The sequence below is a fragment of the Lysinibacillus sp. EB271-A1-10B genome (assembly GCF_058791335.1).
Window position 1 is genome coordinate 146,447 of the sequence record NZ_JBYTDL010000005.1, and the last position, 18,216, is coordinate 164,662.

Genomic DNA, 18,216 nt, shown 5'->3' on the forward strand with positions numbered 1-18,216 from the left:
CACTATATGAAGCATGTAACGATTATGGGCGTACCCTTTTTACATAGTAAACAGCAAGAGTTTGTTGATTTACTCGTTAATCGTATTGAACATGAAGAAAAGACATTCGTTATTACAGCAAATCCCGAAGTCGTGATGCAGGCAAATGAAAATCCTACTGTCATGAATTATCTGAAGCAAGCAACTTACATTTGTGCAGATGGTATTGGCGTTGTGAAAGCTGCGCAAATACTTGGTGATCCGCTTCCAGAGCGTGTTACTGGTTACGACACGATGGTACGACTTTTAGAAGTCGGCAATACAAAGCGCTTTAAGATTTATTTGTTAGGCGCGCAAAATGAAACGCTCGAAAAGACTGTGAAAAATATCAATCAAACGTATCCAAATGTTGACGTAGTAGGCTATCATGATGGATTTTTTGATTGGAACAAAAATGATATTGCAAATAAAATTGCTGAATTACAGCCTGATCTTGTATTTGTTGCATTAGGTGTGCCAAGACAAGAAAAATGGATTACCGAAAATTTAGGTCAATTTAGCAAAGGTGTATTTATGGGTGTTGGTGGTTCCTTCGATGTTATCGCAGGAACAGTAAAACGGGCTCCTATGATCTGGCAAAAATTAAATCTCGAATGGCTCTACCGACTGCTTCGTCAGCCAAGTCGTTTTGGAAGAATGCTTGTCCTTCCTCGATTTGCTTTAAAGGTTTTCGCAATGAAATTTAAAGGTCAGGGAGCACCAAAATGAGTCAGTCTACATTTGTTAAAAGTACTCTTGTCCTAACAGTTGCTATGCTACTTTCTAAAGTCATCGGTAGTATTTTCAGAATTCCGCTACAAAATATAGCGGGCGATGAGGTACTTGGTATATTCAGTTTAGTGTATCCCGTTTATATGGTAGCACTCTATTTATCGGTTGCTGGAATCCCTATTGCTATTTCGAAGCTTATTGCGGAGGCCAATGCAAAAAAAGATACAGATAATGTGAAGAAAATTTATGTTACAGCAAGCATCCTAGCACTATGCTTTGGCGTCATAAGTTTTGCTATCATTTATGGCTTTTCAACTGAAATCGCAAATGCTTTAGGGGGCCCATCAACAGAAATTGCGTTAATTGTTGTTGCTCTTACGTTACTCGTTGCTCCTTATATGGCTGTCTATCGCGGATTTTTCCAAGGCTATGGGGATATGCGTCCGACTGCGATTTCTCAGGTAATTGAACAGTTAGTGCGTGTTGCTCTAATTTTAATTGTTGCCTATTTCCTAGTTGCAATGGATTATTCAAATGACATTGTCGCTGGGGGTATTATGGCAGGCTCTGTCATTGGGGCTGCTGCATCACTCTTCTATTTACGCTTTAAATATTTCCGTTCATCTGTAAAAGTAACGAGCAAGGGGAAATATAAATTTAACGATTTCTCACTCTGGGGTAAGACAATTTTAAAAATATCGATTCCGATTGCCATCGGTTCTGTCACAATGGCACTCTTTAACTTTGTTGACTCCTTTACAGTAACGTACGGCTTAAGAAGTGCTGGTGCTGACTCAAGTGAAATTAGTTTCCTTTACGGTATTTATGGTCGAGGCTTAACGCTTGTTCAAATTACAACTGTTTTTGCGTCCTCTATCATATTACCGCTTGTTCCACTAATTACAACAAAACTAGCCGAACGTAAATTAGATGAAACACGTGGAATTATTGAGCGAACACACCGTATTACACATCTTATTTCCTGGCCAGCCGCTTTAGGGTTACTAGCATTAACCTTACCTTTAAACCTCGCTCTTTTCACAGACTTAAAGGGAAGCTTAATGTTAGCGGTTATTAACCTTAGCTCTGTATTTACATCTCTGACACTACTTGGTACAGGTATTTTACAGGGGATGAATGCTGCCAAAGCTGGAGCTATCATCATTCTTGGTGGCGTTGTACTAAAGATATTTTCAAATATCTTCTTTATCCAAGCGTTTGGATTAGATGGGGCTGCCTATGCAACATTATTTGTTTACTTTGTTTTATTTATTGTAAATTCTATTTTTATTTATCGTGCAATTCGCTTCACTGTATTGGGGAAAGATACGGTCAAAATCATCCTATCTTCTATTCTAATGGGAGCTGCAGTCGGTTTACCTACACTTTGGTTGGACATTGAAAACTGGTCAAGAACGTGGGCGATGGGCTACCTAGCTGTTGCAATTGCAATTGGATGTGTTATTTATTTCCTATTATTATGGCTAATGAATGCCATTCATGAAGAAGATTTAAAGAAAATCCCGATTATCGGGAAAAAGGTTGTCATAAATAAGAGAGGTAAAAAATCTATGTCGAAACAGAAATGGCTTTGGGGAATTGTCATCCTATTGCTCGTCGTATCTTCACCTGGAATCATGATGAGGTGGAATGCTGAGCAAGCGAATGATGCCTATGAAATAGTGATTCCTTATGATGAAATTCAAGTAGTAAACAAGGAAAGCGATTTAACAATGGATAAAATCCTTTCCTCTTTAAAAGATGCAGGGCTTACAACAGTTAGCCTTGAGCCTTTAACATTAAAGGAAATGGAACATCAAGGCTTGATTTCCATTTACGATGAAAATGATTTAGCTTCACAACTACGTTTCACACCTTACAAAGATGCTATAGATGTCAATAAGAGTGGATACTATATTAGCGTTCCTGAAAACGCAAGCTATCAACAGCTTATTAAAGACAGCATTAAGCCAGAAGAAGTACAAATTGGAGATGAGTCTTTCTATTATCTTCCGAGCTCAAACCATCGTTATGGGTTAAAAACACCAATTGGTTACGATAAGCTTGCCGTTGAGATGATCAACAAGCATGATCTGTCACTCATTTTTAAAGTAGAAAATGCAGACAATAAAACAGCCAACGATAAGACCGTTAAGCAATTACTTGAATTAAAAGATTCATCAGCAGGCCGTTTACTTGGTTCAGGAGATGAGGCAATCGGATTTGGTCAAAAATCAGGTGATGCTTACATTGAACAGCTAAGTAATGCAGGCTATTATTTCTACACAATTGAAAGCAATCCCCTTAAGGGTGAAGACAAAATTGCCAAAATGACTGATTATAATATGATCCGCTTGCACAGCATCAATGTAAACAGAGAGACAAAGTTAAGGCTTAATGCAAGCATTGATCGTACAACACGCGCAGTGAAAGAGCGAAATATTCGATCTATCTTCTATCATATTAAAACAAAAGGTAATGCTGAGAAAAATTTAGAGGAAACAATTAAATATTTAACAGGTGTTCAAGAACAAATGCCAAATCATTTCAAGTCTGGCACACCAAAACTATTTGATGTTGTTGCAGTCCCAACATGGGTAACAGCACTTGTCTTATTAGCAGGTATCGTATTTACTTTCCTTATTTCAGAACTAGTGAAATGGATGCCACTTCGTATAGCAGCAGTTTTATTTATGAGTGCTTTAGCCATCGCGTACTTCCTTCTGAAAAGTACACTTTTCTTACAAGCATTCGCATTAATTATTGCAGTTATGGCCCCAACGTATGCTGTCATTAAAGCAGCTAAGGGCTCTAAAAATATTGCTTCGATCTTACTACAATATTTAAAAGCAGTAGGTATTAGCATCATCGGTATCGTTATTGTCATTGGATTATTAAATGGCAATGCATTTATGACAGGCTTCGAAGCATTTAAAGGCGTTAAGCTTGTTTATGTTGTTCCAATCGCAGGTATATTAGTATTTGTGCTACTAGAACTTAACCGTCTAGTTGATCAAAATCTAAAGAAAACACTTTCGAATACAGTTACTTTATTAAATAAAGATTTAAAGTATTGGCATGTTTTACTGGTAATTGTCGTTGCAGTTATTGGTTTATTCTATATTAGTCGAACTGGTAACTCTGGTTCCGTTAGTAATGCTGAATTGGCATTTAGACAATGGCTTGAGAACATCCTATATGTTCGACCAAGAACGAAGGAATTTTTAATTGGTTTCCCATTCTTTGTTTTATCACTTTATGTGATGGGCATTAATCGAAAATGGGGCAGTATCCTTCTAGTACCAGGCGTTATCGGATTCTTGTCTATCGTTAATACTTTTACACATTTACACATTCCTGTTGAAGTGTCGGCATTACGTACACTTTATAGCGTTATACTTGGTTTTGTCGTAGGACTAGTATTTATCTTTATCTTCAAGATCGGTTACCGTTTTATTTCTAAAGCAGTCGCGAGGTGGTCATAATGCATGTTGTATTATCTGGCTACTACGGATTTGATAATGTTGGCGATGATGCGATCTTACTTTCCATTATCCAAGCTCTAAAAAAATGTCAACCTGATATAGACATTACAGTATTATCGAATAATCCAGCGGCCACTGAAAAAACATATGGTGTGAAGGCCGTGAATCGTTGGAAAATGAACGAAATCAAACAAGTGCTAAAAACAGCAGATGGACTCATCAGTGGTGGCGGTAGCCTCATGCAAGATCAAACAGGTATGAAGACGATCCCTTACTATGCGGGCGTTATTCAAATAGCAAAATGGTTAAAAAAACCTGTATTTGTTTACGCTCAAGGTATGGGTCCAATCAATCATCCCGTAAGTAAATTTATTGTCCGCAAAGCCTTTAATAAGGTTAAAATAACAGTACGAGATAAAGCCTCACAATCTCTTTTAACAGACATTGGTGTCAAAAACGAGTCTTTAATAGTGCCCGATCCTGTAATTGGACTTAACGGCAGCACCTTCCATACTGATTGGTTAGCAGATGCGTCACTTTCAGCGAACACTTATATTGCTATAAGTGTTCGGGACTGGCCATCAACAGTAGATTACAAACAAAAGATAGCAAACAGCCTCGATCAATTAGTACGTCATGGTGAACAGATTGTCTTCTTGCCAATGCACGGTGAGCACGATGCAAAGTCTTCACAAGAAGTAGCAGCACTTATGCAAGAAAAGAGCATCATTGCCCCTGCTGATTTATCGATCGAAGAAAAAATTGCAGTCATTGGTCAATCTAAATTGTTAATCGGGATGAGATTGCATTCACTAATTTTCTCATCCATCTACGCTACCCCATTTATTGCGATTTCTTACGATCCGAAAATTGATGCATTTGCTGAAATCACGGATCAACCCATTATTGGACATGTTGAAGTAGATAATTGGGACGGGACGTTATTGTTCGAACAAACTGTAAAAGTAATTGAACAATTACCGACCATCCAAGAAAACATGCATCAAAAAGTCCAAGCGTTCCAAGCTGCCGCAGAGACGACAGCAAAATTAGCATTAGAGGCTTTCACAAAAGCATAGAAGTTAAATAAAAATGATGAATTTCAATAAAAATTGAAATTCATCATTTTTTTTGGAACTCTAACAATTTTAAAATGGATTGAGCCTGCTGCATATGCATTGATAGTACATATTGACTTGCCTGCATTAGAATTTGTGCCTTCACCATATTCATCATTTCTTTGGCGATATCTGCATCACGAATGCGAGACTCCGCATCTTGTAAGTTTTCTGCCGTGTTTACGTTCGCATTATAAGCATGCTCTAGACGATTTTGATAGGCACCTAATCTTGAGCGCTCGCTTGATACACGCTTTAAAGCCTCGTCCATTGAGGAAATAGCTTTATCAGCATCCTCACGAGTTGCAATAGATGACGTATCGTCCAAGCCTAGTGCTCCAGCACCCATGTCGTTAATATACAGCTCGATGCTTTGACCTGAATTGGCACCTGCCTGAATTTTAATACCGTTCGTAGCATAATCCCCATTTAGCAAAGTCTTAGTATTAAACTCCGTATCCTTCGAGATGCGCTGAATTTCTTTTTTTAATTCCTGATATTCCAAATCGAGTTTTTCCCGATCACTATCAGTTAATGTATCATTGGCCGCCTCGACTGCAAGCTCCCGCATGCGCTGAATCATATCATGTGTTTCATTCAATGCTCCCTCTGCTGTTTGAACAAGTGAAATACCATCCTGGATATTCTTCGCGCCCATGTTCAAACCACGAATTTGCGCACGCATTTTTTCAGAAATCGCAAGCCCCGCTGGATCATCAGCAGCACTATTAATACGGTACCCAGAAGAAATTCGAAGCATTGCCTTACTCATTGCCCCATAATGTCTATTCATATTATTTAAAATGGACATCCCCGTTGCTGACCACTTCCCAATCATCATTTCACCACCCCCTATTGTTAAGTATATCGGTCTTTGTGTCATTCTCTTTAACTCATTTTGGTAATCGTTTCTAATTTACTAAGCCCTATATAGTAATAGCTTCTCATCCGCTTTTATGATTTCGACTTTATACCCATATCATTTTTGCCTTTGCGTAATTGTGTCCGCACCATTCATGCCATATAACATCCATGTGGGCTTAAGGGAAACAGTGGTTTTTGTGCGAAAGCGTAGCGACAGCATCCGTAGGAACCACATCCTCAACACCTTCAGAGGCGGACGACTTTTTGAAGATAAAAGCACCCACTTCTCTTATATAGAAAGGGTGCTTACATAAAATACCGTGTATTCAATTTTCGAAACCTCCGAGTCGATGGTTCTTTTGTTGTAGTAGTTCAAAAAAGAGCTCTTTATTATGATCTAGTAATGCCTGGTCGATTAAATAATCAATGTTTTTCTGCTCCAATTCTGTAATGAGCTGATCTACTTCGCCAACAGTCACTGAAGATACAAGCGGTAACTGAGGCTTCGGCGTAGCGCTTTCAAGAATCGGTGCTAGATGATCATGAACATTTGTAATTAATAATAATTGATATAATGGCAGTCGGATAAAACGATTCCCTTTCTGGAAAACAAACACCTCAGATATATTTTCAATTTGCTGTGTATTCAAGTTGATAATCATCTCTTTACCTTCAATGGGAATGAAATGGAAAATCTCATTCTCTTTTAATATAGAGAAATATTGATAAGCAAATACTAGACGCAGTTTATCTCCAGTAATCTTCGTGTAAAATGGCTTCATATATTGAACTTGCATCATCCTTCATCCCTCCCTATTTATCTGATTATTCAGATTTTAACACAAATAAATTATCTTGTTAACTATCTTCTCCTTGATTTTTTTCTTTCAAATCATTCGGCTTATCATGGACGCATTTTAATCGTATAATGGAAGGACAGTCTTTTTTTCTTTATACTTACATGCCCACTAGCTATACATTTTGAAAGGAGTGAGGTTATGGCATTGTCTATTGCCCAATTAGCTAAGGAACACCAAGAATTTATCCTTGCCAAATTACAGGAAGCTGAACAGGCGTTACATCCTTCCTCTACTGAAGACGAAGAGCTAGTGCGTCGTGCTGTTTTTTCAGTGCGGAACAAATCAGTTGTCTTTGAACGTTTTAATGGAGCGAGTTCTATATTATATGCAAGCGTACAGGATGTCAGACCTGCTTCTGTAGAAATTGATTTTGCCAAAGAGGAGTTGAGCTGTAACTGTCCTCAGCTAAAATGGTGCAGACATCAAGTTGGCGCATTGCTTGCCCTCTATCAGTATTTTGATTCTGTACAAAATTGGTCAAGCACTTGGCGTGCGCAAAAATCAGTGCAATTAAAATCATTAGCAGATGAACGAAGTCCAGAAAGCTGGAAATTGATGGTTGATGAAGTCATGAAACGTTTATTACCACCTGGGCGTATTTTAGAAGGGTATGGCCTTTCTGCTATACGGACGGATGCACTAGAGCGACTTCAACGACATATGCCATTTGAGCGCGAGTGGCAGCCACTTTATAAGCTTTTTATGGAGTTATCGATCTTTAATACAATATGGCGTCATTTAAATGAGACAAAAGGACATTCGTTGGATTCTCCTTATATGAAATATTTTATTGATCAAAGTGTCCAATCATTCGAAAGTATTTTAACCGAGCTAACGGGTCGATCACGACTTTTTGCCACTGACCCATTCTATGATGCGATTCAGGAATTAGTTAGGAAGTTTTTATTGGAACGACAAGGATTGTTTGCGGATCGACTACAAATTTATATGCTACTTTGGGCAGTGCTTTTTTATGAAAAGCCACGACGCGAACAGGAATTAGCACTTATAAATAACCTTGAGAATCCTTCATCTGAGATTTCCTTGCAGTCCTTACAACTGCTATTTTATGTACTGCTACAAAAAGAAAGTTTATTACAAGAAAGAATTGCTCATATTGATGTACAACAAATGCAGGACCTTTTTGAACTAGCTACCTTTGCAAAACGCGCTGGTGAATCACTTGCACAAACTATTATTTTACGTGCGATGCTACCATTTACCGAAGTCTTTTTACAGCAAACTGTACCAGTTGTAAAGCGAGCTCAATACGTACGTCAATTCCAGCTTTTATACGAAGACATACAGCTTACAGAGGAAGAGGAAGCTACATTATATAGTGCATTTGGTGTTTACGGGCTTCAACCATTTTCGTTCTTTCTTATTAAAAAAGGACGCTATCGTGACTGGGTAGCCCTTCATCAGCTAAACCTCTCCTCCCTTTCCTATTTAGAAATGTGTGGATTAAAGGATGTGCTTCAAGTTGCTCCTGCAACAGTATTGCCCTTATATCATCTATATGCCATGGCTGAAATTACACAAAAATCACGTATGAACTATAAGCAGGCTGTACGAATTTGGAAAAGTATGCGCAGTGCAGCAAAGCGTGCTGGTAAAACTGCTTATTTCGAAACATATATGCAAACCATTCGTGCAGAGTATAAACGACTCCGTGCATTACAAGAAGAAATTGAGAAAGGAAACTTAGTATGATGACTATAAATGCTCCTTCCCCGTTTTCAAAAAAATTACAGCTTCGTATTCATGCTGCACAGGAAGGATATTTTACGTTACAGGGATTTACTGCTGATGGTGCAGCAATGGACGCAGACTCCCTCATTTCTTCATTATTTTTTAACTATGAAGCGAATGTCTATGGGATATTAACCAATCGTTCAGAGCTCACTATTGAAGTTTCAACTTCTGAGCTCCTTGATATTTTTTCACAGCGTTATCTACATCCTTTTATTGAATGGCAAGGTGTAAACACTGAAAGTCAGGTGTTGCTAGAAAAAGCATCTGCTTTACAAACGTATTGGCAAGAACCATCACTCTGGTCACATGCAGTTATTGCAGATGATTTTTCATCGCTAACATTTCCTCTTGACGGTGTTGAAACAGCTTTATTAGAAACAGCCGTGCAGCAAAAACTGGCACAATCAGGTCTTATACTGTCTGATTTACCAAAGTTAGTGCCATTTTTCTTACGTGGTGGCTGGCCATTAGACCAGGAACGACAAGCAGGTGCAGTTAAAGTCTCCCTACGCTTAAGTGAGCCTGAGGAAGATTCAGATGTGTGGCTTTTAGAAACAGTACTGAGCACGGCTACAGCTAAGAACTACTGGACGCCTGCTATGCGAAAGCAGTCACTACCAATCGCTGATGCTCTACCAGCAAAATGGGAAATGTATGCTGAAGCTATTGAACAACAACAAGGTCAAATTGTAGACCTTCTTTCTATTGAAGATGTAAGTAACGATATTTTCATCCGTATTATGCTTGAGGATTTACAAGTTCGAACATTTTTACGTGAAGATTTAGCAAGGTTACAGGCACTCGGCTTTGACGTAGTATTACCGGCTTGGCTTAAAGATTTAAAACAGTCAAAAATGCGTGTTCGTGTAAGTACTGGCAATGTATCGACAAAGAAGGTTGCTGGACTAGATGATATCTTAACATTTAAATGGCAGTTTTCTATGAACGGACAGTCCATTTCACCTGAACAATTTAAAAAGCTTGTGGAAGAGAAACGCGAATTCATTCGTATAGGTACTGAATGGTTTAGAGTCGATGCAAACTGGATGCAAGAGATGCGTACATTGATGCAGCAAGCAGAAGATGAAAGCTGGACTGTTCGCGAATTACTATTTCGTGAGCTACCAGAGGATTTATCCTTACCTCTTGAAGAAGAGGATGCCGATGATGAAATGCGGGATGACCCGATTTTTGCATTTGAATTGCAACAATCACTTAAATCTTATATGGAGCAGCTTCAAGAGAAAAAAGGACTTCCTACAGTACCCGTTCCTACACCTTTACAGGCTGAATTGCGCCCTTATCAACATGAAGGCTTCGAATGGCTTGTCTTCATGCGCGAACAAGGCTTTGGTGCGTGTCTAGCGGATGATATGGGTCTTGGTAAAACGGTTCAGCTTATTTCATATTTGCTGTATCTTTATGAATCAACTGAGGATACAAAGCCAGCCATCATTATTTGTCCTACTTCAGTGTTAGGCAACTGGCAAAAGGAACTTGCCCGTTTTGCTCCATCGTTGATTGTGCATACGCATTATCAGGCGAATAGAGCAAAGGAGGATGCTTTTAAACAGCTTGTAGAAAGAGAAAAACCACATGTAATTTTATCTACTTACGGCACCGTATCTCAAGATGCTGAGTTTTTACAGGAAGTAGAATGGGTAACGGTTGTACTGGATGAAGCTCAAAATATTAAAAATATGCAAACGCTCCAATCAAGAGCTATTCGTAAATTAAATGGGAAGCATCATATTGCTTTAACAGGGACACCGGTGGAAAACCGTTTATCTGAGCTATGGGCAATTTTTGACTTTATTCATAAAGGCTATTTAGGTAGCTTCGGTCGCTTTAACGAAGAATTTATTTTACCGGTAGAACGAGATGAGTCTGAGTCACATAAACAGAAGTTACGTACAAAAATTCAACCGTTTTTACTTCGTCGTACTAAACGTGACCCACACTTACAGCTTAACTTACCAGATAAACAAGAGTCTCATGATTATTGCCCATTAACGACTGAGCAAGCCTCTCTATATGAAGGATATATATTAGAGACACTCGATCAGCTCGAGCAATTAACAGGCTTTCAAAAAAAGGGACGCGTCTTAAAGATGCTCAGTAAGCTAAAGCAATTATGTAATCATCCTGCCTTGTATTTAAAAGAACCTTTCGAGGATGCAGAATCAATGCTGACTCGTTCTACGAAATTAGAACGTATCGTGCAAATGGCTACAGAAATTGTGGACAACCGCGAGCAATGCCTCATTTTTACTCAATATATTGGAATGGGACAATTACTACAGCATTGTTTTAGCGAACTATATAATATTGATGCACCGTTCTTAACAGGTGCCATGCCTAAGCAGCAGCGCGACCGCTTAGTAGAGGCTTTTCAGGCAGGAGATTTCCCAATATTTATCCTTTCCTTAAAAGCAGGGGGTACAGGCCTAAATTTAACAGCTGCAAATCATGTTTTACACGCAGATCGATGGTGGAATCCAGCCGTTGAAAATCAAGCAACAGACCGTGCATATCGAATTGGTCAAACACAATTCGTGCAAGTGCATAAGTTTGTGACTATTGGTACGATCGAAGAGAAAATCGATAAAATGCTAGCTCAGAAATCTGCATTATCAGAAGAACTAATTCAATCAAGCAAGTGGTTAACTGAGTTAGAAGATGATGAACTTCGTGATTTAATGACACTCGATTTCTAAAGATTTATATATGTGCGCCAAGAGCAAAACGTTCTTGGCGCTCTTTTTTTCAGCGGACATTGCTTGTTACTTCTTCCCTACTTACTTCATATTAATATTTAGTTGTGTGTGTTTAAGGCTCATTGCTGAGCGGTCTTCAGCAATGAACACGTTATGAAAGGTATACATCATTCCTCTCTAAATTGATTGATTACGGTGCAAGTATAGAAGGAAAATGGCGGATCAGACAGCTTGTACTTGCCCCGTATGTACCATTCAGGACTGCGATACTACTGGTAATTGTACTTCAACATCAGGTAGTACAAAATCGGTTAAGCCATCCTGCTCATCAGGTGGCTTTGGCAACACAATAGCCCCATCACGGTCCCTTGGCTTAAGCTGATAAAATCGGACATCTTCTACGACTACTTCTGTTATATAAACCTTTGTGCTGTTTTCATTTAAAAACGATCTCGATTGAATACGACCATTTGCCCCAATTAATGAGCCTTTTCCGCAATATTTAACGATATTCTCTGCCAGCCTTCCCCAAACTGAACAAAGAATAAAGTCAGCATCCACTTCCCCACGACTGTTTTTGTAATTGCGATTAATGGCTAGTGAAAAATGTGTTTGCACGCGATTTTCAGATAAGTGTCGTAACACTGGATCCTTAGTTAACCTTCCGACCAGTCCGACTTGGTTCATTGATTCACCTCCTTTGCTGTTGATTGCTCTCATCATACAAAAATTAATTCCGCATTGGCAAAAGTCGATTTTTATCATTTCCTTCAGTTTTTAATCATAAATTGGGTAAATTGAGGCTTTTACTTTTCAAGTATTGAATGATTTTTCTAGCTGAATGCTTTTCCCTGTAGTTGCAAATGCTAATTGTTGAAATGTACAATTTCGCAGTTTTTATTGATTGCGCAAAAAGCTGTATTGACCCTCCCATAAACAGGGCTAATTGAATATGTTATACTAAAAATGATGACCGACTTAGGAGGATATTACATAATGAAAACGTTTAAAATGCTTTCCTTTGACCTTGTCACAAAAGAGGGCAAGCAACCTTTCCCTTTAGTCGATGGTATTATTATTAACCAGGAAAATAGCCATCAATCTTGGATTCTTGAACTGTTTATGGACCGACAATATCGTTCAACTTTTGATGAACTTTTAGCGAATGCTACTGTCTTTAATGTACGTGCAGTTATTTCATTTCCAGATAATGAGCCTGCTCCTTTCCAGGTTGCCGTACATACAGTTCAAGAAATTGGCGAGCACATCTCTGTCCTGCTAAAAGGGAAGCTCAAGATAAAACGCTCGAAATATGCCGAGCAATTGCTTGCCGAGTTGCTAGCTGAGGGTGTCACTTTAGATAAGTTATTGGACCGCTTCTCGCACGATATGAAAGAACGACCAAAACTAAAAAATGATTGAACTTCATTTAACGATGCAAACATTTGCATCGTTATTTTTTATTGGACAAGTATAGATTTTAAGGTACAATACGATGTAAAAATTAGAGGGGGTAACTATACTTGACTATTGCTATTAGGAAAAAGCCCGTAAAATTACTATGGCTTGAGGCTTTAAAGCGGCGGTTGTTCGATGAGGACCCTGATTTTGACTATTATAATGAGCAATTTCGCCGATTCGATGCCGGTTTTGCTGGTGAAAGGAGAGTTGACCGTGAATGGCTTGAATTAATATGTCCCTATACATTTTTAGTATTACATAATTTAATTTTAATTAATTCTGCACAGCATTCGTATCAACTCGATACACTCTTCATTTGCGGGCATTTTATGCTAGTGGTTGAAATTAAAAATATTAACGGACGCCTTGATTTTGACGAAACTACCCATCAATGTATTCGTACAAAGTCAGATGGTACTGTTGAAGGATTTCCAAATGCCCTTACTCAGACCCAACGACATATGCAATTTCTTAAAGTTATTTGTCAAAACTATTCTCTCCCCATTGAGGGCGCAGTTGTTATTTCTAACCCCTCCGCTATCATTGCAAGTCATCCAAACACAATCCCTATTTTCCATGTTTCAGGACTTCAAAAACATCTTCATTCCTTGTTTCAAAAATATACACAAACTATTTTAAGCGAAGAACAGCTAACACAAATTGCTCAACAACTTCTCAGTCGACATCAGCCATCGAAGATTCCAGCTTCTATTGATTCTTCACGATTCCGCCAAGGCATGCTTTGCCCGAAATGCCAATACAAATCCCAAATGCATTATGCTCGTGGGATTTGGAAATGTTCATACTGTTACTATGCAAGCGAAGAAATTTTCGCTGAAGCCTTACAAGATTATCGATACTTAGTTAGACCGACCATTACCAACAAACAGTTACGTGAATTTTTCAATATTCAATCCAGTGATGCTGCCAATCGTTTACTTAAAAAATTTCATTTTCCCTATACAGGTTCTTATAAAAATCGCGTTTACCAATTACCTGAGAATTTAGTGGTCTATATGAAGCCGTTTTTCCGTTCTTCTTGAGGGGGTGCGTGTGGGAGATGGTTTTGCTTCCGCTTTGTGAGGGTTCGCGGGTATTCGCTTCCCTTCCGCGGGTATTCACCCCTTCCGCGGGTATTTACTCCTCTTCCAAGGGTATTTACTTCCCTTCCGCGGGTATTCGCTCCTCTTCCGCGGGTATTCACTCCTTACGCGGATATTCGCTTCTCTTCCGCGGGTATTCACTCCTCTTCCGCGGGTATTCACCCCTTCCGCGGGTATTCACTTCCCTTCCGCGGGTATTCACTTCTCTTCCGCGGGTATTCACTTCTCTTCCGCGGGTATTCACTCCTCTTCCGCGGGTATTCACTCACCCCTCAGCGTATATCACTCACCCTCAGCGTGTATCACTCACCCCTCAGCGTATATCACTCCCTCCCCGAAAATATAAAAAAGAGTGTTCCATTGATTGGAAACACTCTTTTTCAAATTATCGAGTAACTTTCTCTTCGACGATCTTTTCTTTAACTTCACCAGTAGTATGTGTTCCTGGTGTAGTTGTTGTTCCCGGTGTTACAGTTCCTGGTGTTGTAGTTCCTGGTACTGTCGTTGTACCTGGTGTTGTAGCTTCTGGAAGAACAGTGTTACGGTTATTAACGTTACGGTCGTAAACGTCATTTCGTCTGTTCGGCTCTACTACGTCTTCTACTCGGTCAACACCACGGCGAACGTCTTCTTTAACGTTCTCCACTGGTCTTGTTTCTACAGCTCTATTTCCCCAGTTACAACCTCCAAGGAATAATGCAGCAAGAATAATTGCCAAAAATGACATTCTCCACATATGAAAAAACCTCCTTCCTCCGGTGCTATGTCATCAAATACAATGTGTGTATTTGTGATCCTACATAGATTGCCCGGGAAAGGAGGGAACTATCCGATTTTTTTACAAACTATTTTTGTTTTTCTTTTAACAATTGTTCAATGTATGCTGCTTCTGCTTTACAGTTGTAGCTATAATTTGTACCTAGCTCTTTTTGCAAGGCCTCAATTGTTTCAATTTGTTTAGCTGTTGGTTCTTCATTTAAAATTTTTGCTATTACTTCGTCGATTTTCTGCGCCATCTCTTCATGGAATTCAGTATTCATCAAAACATCTGCTGGGATTTTTTCGATCCATGCGGCATTTTCTTGAAAATAAGTTTGCCAGCTAGCAATGAAGTCTTCCATAGAAAAACGCTCCTCTTTCCAATCAATACTTGCTAAGTATGATTCAAAAGATGTTGAAATCGAACGCGTAATGCTAATTTTAACACCTGAAGACAATTCCTTATACATCTATATAATCCTCCTACGTTTTAAAAACAAAACTACATGTATTATTCACAATCACATATAGCGCCATTGCATTTTTATAAAATACCGTGATTTCTTTAACTGCACTCCCTATAGTAAACTATTAGAAGATTAACAGTTAAGACAATTTTCGATATAATTATTTTAAATCTTTTAGCCTATAATTGCAAATTACACCTGTTTTGGTTGTGCAGGTCCAATAGCGAATAAAATATCCGCTTCACATACTAGTTCCCCATCAACTGTTGCCACACCGTGACCTTTGCCCATAACTCCACGTAGTTTCACGAACTCAACTTCTAATCGAAGTTGATCTCCCGGTACTACTTGTCGCTTAAAACGACAGTTATCAATACCCGTTAAGAAAGCTAGACGACCTTTGAATTCCTCTGCATTTAATAATGCTACGCCACCTACTTGTGCTAATGCCTCTACAATTAAAACCCCAGGCATTACTGGATAGCCAGGGAAATGTCCATTAAAAAAGTCCTCGTTCATAGAGACATTTTTTAAACCGACTGCACGCTTGCCTTCTTCTAATTCAACGATACGATCAACGAATAGAAAAGGATAACGATGTGGTAAAATTGCTTGAATTTGTTCTGCTGTTAACATTTCTTTTCCCCCTCGAATGCTTAATATCAATTTCGTCTTGGCATAAATGTAGCTGTCGCTACAGATAAACAATGTGTCCAGAATGGTACCTACAAAAAAATCTGTGACATCCGCCAGAGACTATAATCTTCATTAAGTAAATGTTATAAACCATTACATAAATAATTATGTAAAACAAAGTATGGTAAAGAATATTATTATTCTTTACCATTCATAATATCAAATATATGCTGCCATGTTTCTGGTTTGAAAACGTCCATGGCTTTACCTTGTCCAATTACACTATAGCCAATTATTGTACCTAAAATTGCGGCAACAACAACTAAGATGATAATAAGTACAACGCGTAGCCAAATCGGAATCAGCCGTATTTGCACCCATCGAACCTCTCGTTGCTCTCCATTTGAGCCGTGTTCCTTCTCTTCTGGTGGCGTATCGGTTTCTTTTGATTGCATAGAACCTCGACTTGAATCGTTTGTCATAAATTGTACTCCTCTTCATTCCTTACTAAACAGTAATTATGGATTTACTATCGAATACCATTAATGAGCCCAAGCATTTGATCTGCTAAAGTGACAGCTCTTGCATTGAATTGATAAGAACGCTGTGTTTGAATTAAATCCGTCATTTCCTTTGAAAGATTTACATTCGACATTTCTAGCACACCGTTCTGCATACCAATTTGCTGACGATTTGCACCTTGTAAATTAGTGACAACTTCAGCTTGCGTATATCCTAACTGAGCTAGGTTATTCGGCAATCCAACATAGGATCCAGAAATGTCCTCCATAAGCTGAGGCTTTTGGAACTCTGTCACCCCTACATTAGTACGAATAAAATCTCCATTTGGATATGATGCCTCTAATACGCCCCCATCACGAATTGCGAAACTTTTTACATTATCCGGTAATGTAATAGCTTGCCCGTTTTCGTTTGCTAATGGATATCCATCTGCAGTTACAACCATTACTGTTCCATTATTTAATGGTGATAAATAAAAGTCACCTTGACGAGTATACACTGTTTTTGTGCCATTTTCACCATCTGGCATTAAAATATTGAAATATTGTTTTGGTTTTGTAAAAGCTAAATCAAGATCTCGACTTGTTGTTTGTAGAGAACCTTGTTTTTGATTAGATTGGATTTGCCCAAGCATTGCACCTGAACCGTAACGGATACCAACAGGTGATTGTCGATCAGCACGATCTAGCTTGTCATTGTTAAACTGCTGATAAAGCAATTCATTAAATGTAGCTTCTTTTGATTTATAGCCCTGTGTATTACTATTGGCAATGTTATTACTAATTGTATCTAGTCTATTTTGTAATTGCCCCATTGTGTTTGTTGCAGTCATCATTGTACGTAGCATGATCAAACGCCTCCTGTTCGCCTATTAAACTTTCCCGATTTCATTAGCAGCTTTTTCCATACTGCGATCATAAGCTTGTAACACTTTTTGGTTAGCCTCGAAAGCGCGATATGCTGTCATTAAATCGGTCATTGTGCGACTAGAATCAACGTTTGAGCCCTCTAGATAATTTTGACGCAGTGTAAAGGATACGCCATTGGCACCGTAGGCTGTTGGTAAGTTCTCACCGTTTTCTGTTCGAATTAAACCATTATCCTGTTTACGTAGCATGTTCGGATTCGTTGCATATGATACGCCAACACGAGCTACTTGCTGATCATTAACGTAAATTGCACCGTTCTCATCTAAGCGGAAATCATCATTCTGTAGCTGAATGCGTTGGCCTCTGTCTGATAACACATACAGTCCTTGTGGATTTACTAAATAGCCTTGACCATCTAATGTGAAATTCCCGTTGCGTGTATATGCTTCTCCGCCTTCTGGATGTGCTAAACGGAAGAAAATAGATCCGGTAGTACCATCTTCATTTTGCGGTAAGTTTCCATCAATCAAAGCCATATCTGTCGTGAAATCAGTGCTATAGATTTGGCCTTGTATGTAATTTGGCAATGTTTCTTGCATATAAATCCCTGTATTTAATGCACCAACTTGGCTCATATATTGAGAACCTGCTTGCTGATGAGCAGGTGCATTCGTTTTTCCTACACTTGACATGAGCATGTCAGGAAATGACCGAATTGTTGATTGGTCTGCTTTAAATCCTGGTGTATTCGCATTTGATAAATTATTAGTTAGTAATTCTGTTCGTCTTTGTTGTGCAATCATACCAGTTGCAACTGTATAAAACCCTTTAAACAAAGGACTCACCTCAT

General features: G+C 38.8%; 15 protein-coding genes and 2 pseudogenes. 8 read left to right on the top strand and 9 right to left on the bottom strand.

Annotated elements, in window-relative coordinates:
* The first annotated feature begins 6 nt into the window (after window positions 1–6).
* The 4 genes and pseudogenes from AC3WSK_RS09535 to csaB all read left to right on the top strand — a co-directional run bounded on the left by AC3WSK_RS09535 (window position 7) and on the right by csaB (window position 5,314).
* A complete protein-coding gene (locus tag AC3WSK_RS09535) occupies window positions 7–747 on the top strand; it encodes a WecB/TagA/CpsF family glycosyltransferase (protein WP_240518156.1) in 741 nt (246 codons plus the stop codon).
* Window positions 744–2,291, top strand: a pseudogene (locus AC3WSK_RS09540) (putative polysaccharide biosynthesis protein); the annotation flags it as partial. The gene AC3WSK_RS09535 and the pseudogene AC3WSK_RS09540, both read left to right, overlap by 4 nt.
* Before the next feature lie 189 nt (window positions 2,292–2,480).
* Window positions 2,481–4,235 (top strand): annotated as a pseudogene (locus AC3WSK_RS09545) (DUF5693 family protein); the annotation flags it as partial.
* Entirely contained in the window at window positions 4,235–5,314 is a 1,080-nt protein-coding gene (gene csaB, locus AC3WSK_RS09550) for a polysaccharide pyruvyl transferase CsaB (protein WP_492411863.1), read from the top strand. The pseudogene AC3WSK_RS09545 and the gene csaB, both read left to right, overlap by 1 nt.
* A gap of 43 nt (window positions 5,315–5,357) precedes the next feature.
* On the opposite strand, the gene AC3WSK_RS09555 is transcribed toward csaB, so the two are convergent.
* Window positions 5,358–6,191, bottom strand: coding sequence for a flagellin N-terminal helical domain-containing protein (locus tag AC3WSK_RS09555; RefSeq protein ID WP_079559804.1), 834 nt, complete (start codon window positions 6,189–6,191; stop codon window positions 5,358–5,360).
* A gap of 352 nt (window positions 6,192–6,543) precedes the next feature.
* Window positions 6,544–7,017, bottom strand: coding sequence for a transcriptional regulator (locus AC3WSK_RS09560; protein WP_492411865.1), 474 nt, complete (start codon window positions 7,015–7,017; stop codon window positions 6,544–6,546).
* Between the two features lie 198 nt (window positions 7,018–7,215).
* Between AC3WSK_RS09560 and AC3WSK_RS09565 the strand changes: the two genes are divergently transcribed.
* Window positions 7,216–8,790, top strand: coding sequence for a hypothetical protein (locus AC3WSK_RS09565; RefSeq protein WP_492411867.1), 1,575 nt, complete (start codon window positions 7,216–7,218; stop codon window positions 8,788–8,790).
* Entirely contained in the window at window positions 8,787–11,549 is a 2,763-nt protein-coding gene (locus AC3WSK_RS09570; protein ID WP_492411869.1) for a DEAD/DEAH box helicase, read from the top strand. Before AC3WSK_RS09565 ends, AC3WSK_RS09570 begins: the two co-directional genes overlap by 4 nt.
* A gap of 255 nt (window positions 11,550–11,804) precedes the next feature.
* On the opposite strand, the gene AC3WSK_RS09575 is transcribed toward AC3WSK_RS09570, so the two are convergent.
* Window positions 11,805–12,236: a single-stranded DNA-binding protein gene (locus AC3WSK_RS09575; RefSeq protein WP_079559429.1), complete on the bottom strand. Its 432-nt coding sequence runs from the start codon at window positions 12,234–12,236 to the stop codon at window positions 11,805–11,807.
* Window positions 12,237–12,545: 309 nt separating this feature from the next.
* Here AC3WSK_RS09575 and AC3WSK_RS09580 point away from each other — a divergent pair, with 309 nt between their 5' ends.
* Complete coding sequence (locus AC3WSK_RS09580; protein WP_079559428.1) at window positions 12,546–12,971, top strand: YwpF family protein; 426 nt, start codon at window positions 12,546–12,548, stop codon at window positions 12,969–12,971.
* 101 nt (window positions 12,972–13,072) lie between these two features.
* On the top strand, window positions 13,073–14,053 hold the full coding sequence (locus AC3WSK_RS09585) for a nuclease-related domain-containing protein (protein ID WP_492411872.1): 981 nt from the start codon (window positions 13,073–13,075) through the stop codon (window positions 14,051–14,053).
* Window positions 14,054–14,498: 445 nt separating this feature from the next.
* Here AC3WSK_RS09585 and AC3WSK_RS09590 read toward each other — a convergent pair whose 3' ends face one another.
* From AC3WSK_RS09590 to AC3WSK_RS09615, 6 genes are all read right to left on the bottom strand, one after another.
* A complete protein-coding gene (locus AC3WSK_RS09590; protein ID WP_240518155.1) occupies window positions 14,499–14,849 on the bottom strand; it encodes a hypothetical protein in 351 nt (116 codons plus the stop codon).
* A 109-nt stretch (window positions 14,850–14,958) separates the two neighbouring features.
* Window positions 14,959–15,342, bottom strand: a complete 384-nt coding sequence (locus AC3WSK_RS09595) for a hypothetical protein (protein WP_079559426.1) — start codon at window positions 15,340–15,342, stop codon at window positions 14,959–14,961.
* 189 nt (window positions 15,343–15,531) lie between these two features.
* Window positions 15,532–15,975 carry a 3-hydroxyacyl-ACP dehydratase FabZ gene (gene fabZ, locus AC3WSK_RS09600; protein WP_079559425.1) on the bottom strand — a complete coding sequence of 148 codons (444 nt, stop codon included), beginning with the start codon at window positions 15,973–15,975 and terminating at the stop codon, window positions 15,532–15,534.
* Window positions 15,976–16,172: 197 nt separating this feature from the next.
* Entirely contained in the window at window positions 16,173–16,457 is a 285-nt protein-coding gene (locus tag AC3WSK_RS09605; RefSeq protein WP_079559424.1) for a DNA-directed RNA polymerase subunit beta, read from the bottom strand.
* Between the two features lie 47 nt (window positions 16,458–16,504).
* Window positions 16,505–17,344, bottom strand: a complete 840-nt coding sequence (locus tag AC3WSK_RS09610; RefSeq protein WP_079559423.1) for a flagellar hook-basal body protein — start codon at window positions 17,342–17,344, stop codon at window positions 16,505–16,507.
* Window positions 17,345–17,368: 24 nt separating this feature from the next.
* The gene (locus AC3WSK_RS09615; protein ID WP_492411876.1) at window positions 17,369–18,202 is read right to left on the bottom strand and encodes a flagellar hook-basal body protein; all 834 of its coding nucleotides are present in this window, start codon (window positions 18,200–18,202) and stop codon (window positions 17,369–17,371) included.
* Between the last annotated feature and the right edge of the window lie 14 nt (window positions 18,203–18,216).

Excerpts from the sequence above, each read along its gene's own strand:
- AC3WSK_RS09570 (WP_492411869.1), top strand. The coding sequence starts at position 8,787 with ATGATGACTATAAATGCTCCTTCCCCGTTTTCAAAAAAATTACAGCTT.
- AC3WSK_RS09555 (WP_079559804.1), bottom strand. The coding sequence starts at position 6,191 with ATGATTGGGAAGTGGTCAGCAACGGGGATGTCCATTTTAAATAATATG.
- AC3WSK_RS09610 (WP_079559423.1), bottom strand. The coding sequence starts at position 17,344 with ATGCTACGTACAATGATGACTGCAACAAACACAATGGGGCAATTACAA.
- AC3WSK_RS09595 (WP_079559426.1), bottom strand. The coding sequence starts at position 15,342 with ATGTATAAGGAATTGTCTTCAGGTGTTAAAATTAGCATTACGCGTTCG.
- AC3WSK_RS09580 (WP_079559428.1), top strand. The coding sequence starts at position 12,546 with ATGAAAACGTTTAAAATGCTTTCCTTTGACCTTGTCACAAAAGAGGGC.
- AC3WSK_RS09560 (WP_492411865.1), bottom strand. The coding sequence starts at position 7,017 with ATGATGCAAGTTCAATATATGAAGCCATTTTACACGAAGATTACTGGA.
- AC3WSK_RS09605 (WP_079559424.1), bottom strand. The coding sequence starts at position 16,457 with ATGACAAACGATTCAAGTCGAGGTTCTATGCAATCAAAAGAAACCGAT.
- AC3WSK_RS09535 (WP_240518156.1), top strand. The coding sequence starts at position 7 with ATGAAGCATGTAACGATTATGGGCGTACCCTTTTTACATAGTAAACAG.
- AC3WSK_RS09565 (WP_492411867.1), top strand. The coding sequence starts at position 7,216 with ATGGCATTGTCTATTGCCCAATTAGCTAAGGAACACCAAGAATTTATC.
- fabZ (WP_079559425.1), bottom strand. The coding sequence starts at position 15,975 with ATGTTAACAGCAGAACAAATTCAAGCAATTTTACCACATCGTTATCCT.
- AC3WSK_RS09575 (WP_079559429.1), bottom strand. The coding sequence starts at position 12,236 with ATGAACCAAGTCGGACTGGTCGGAAGGTTAACTAAGGATCCAGTGTTA.
- csaB (WP_492411863.1), top strand. The coding sequence starts at position 4,235 with ATGCATGTTGTATTATCTGGCTACTACGGATTTGATAATGTTGGCGAT.
- AC3WSK_RS09590 (WP_240518155.1), bottom strand. The coding sequence starts at position 14,849 with ATGTGGAGAATGTCATTTTTGGCAATTATTCTTGCTGCATTATTCCTT.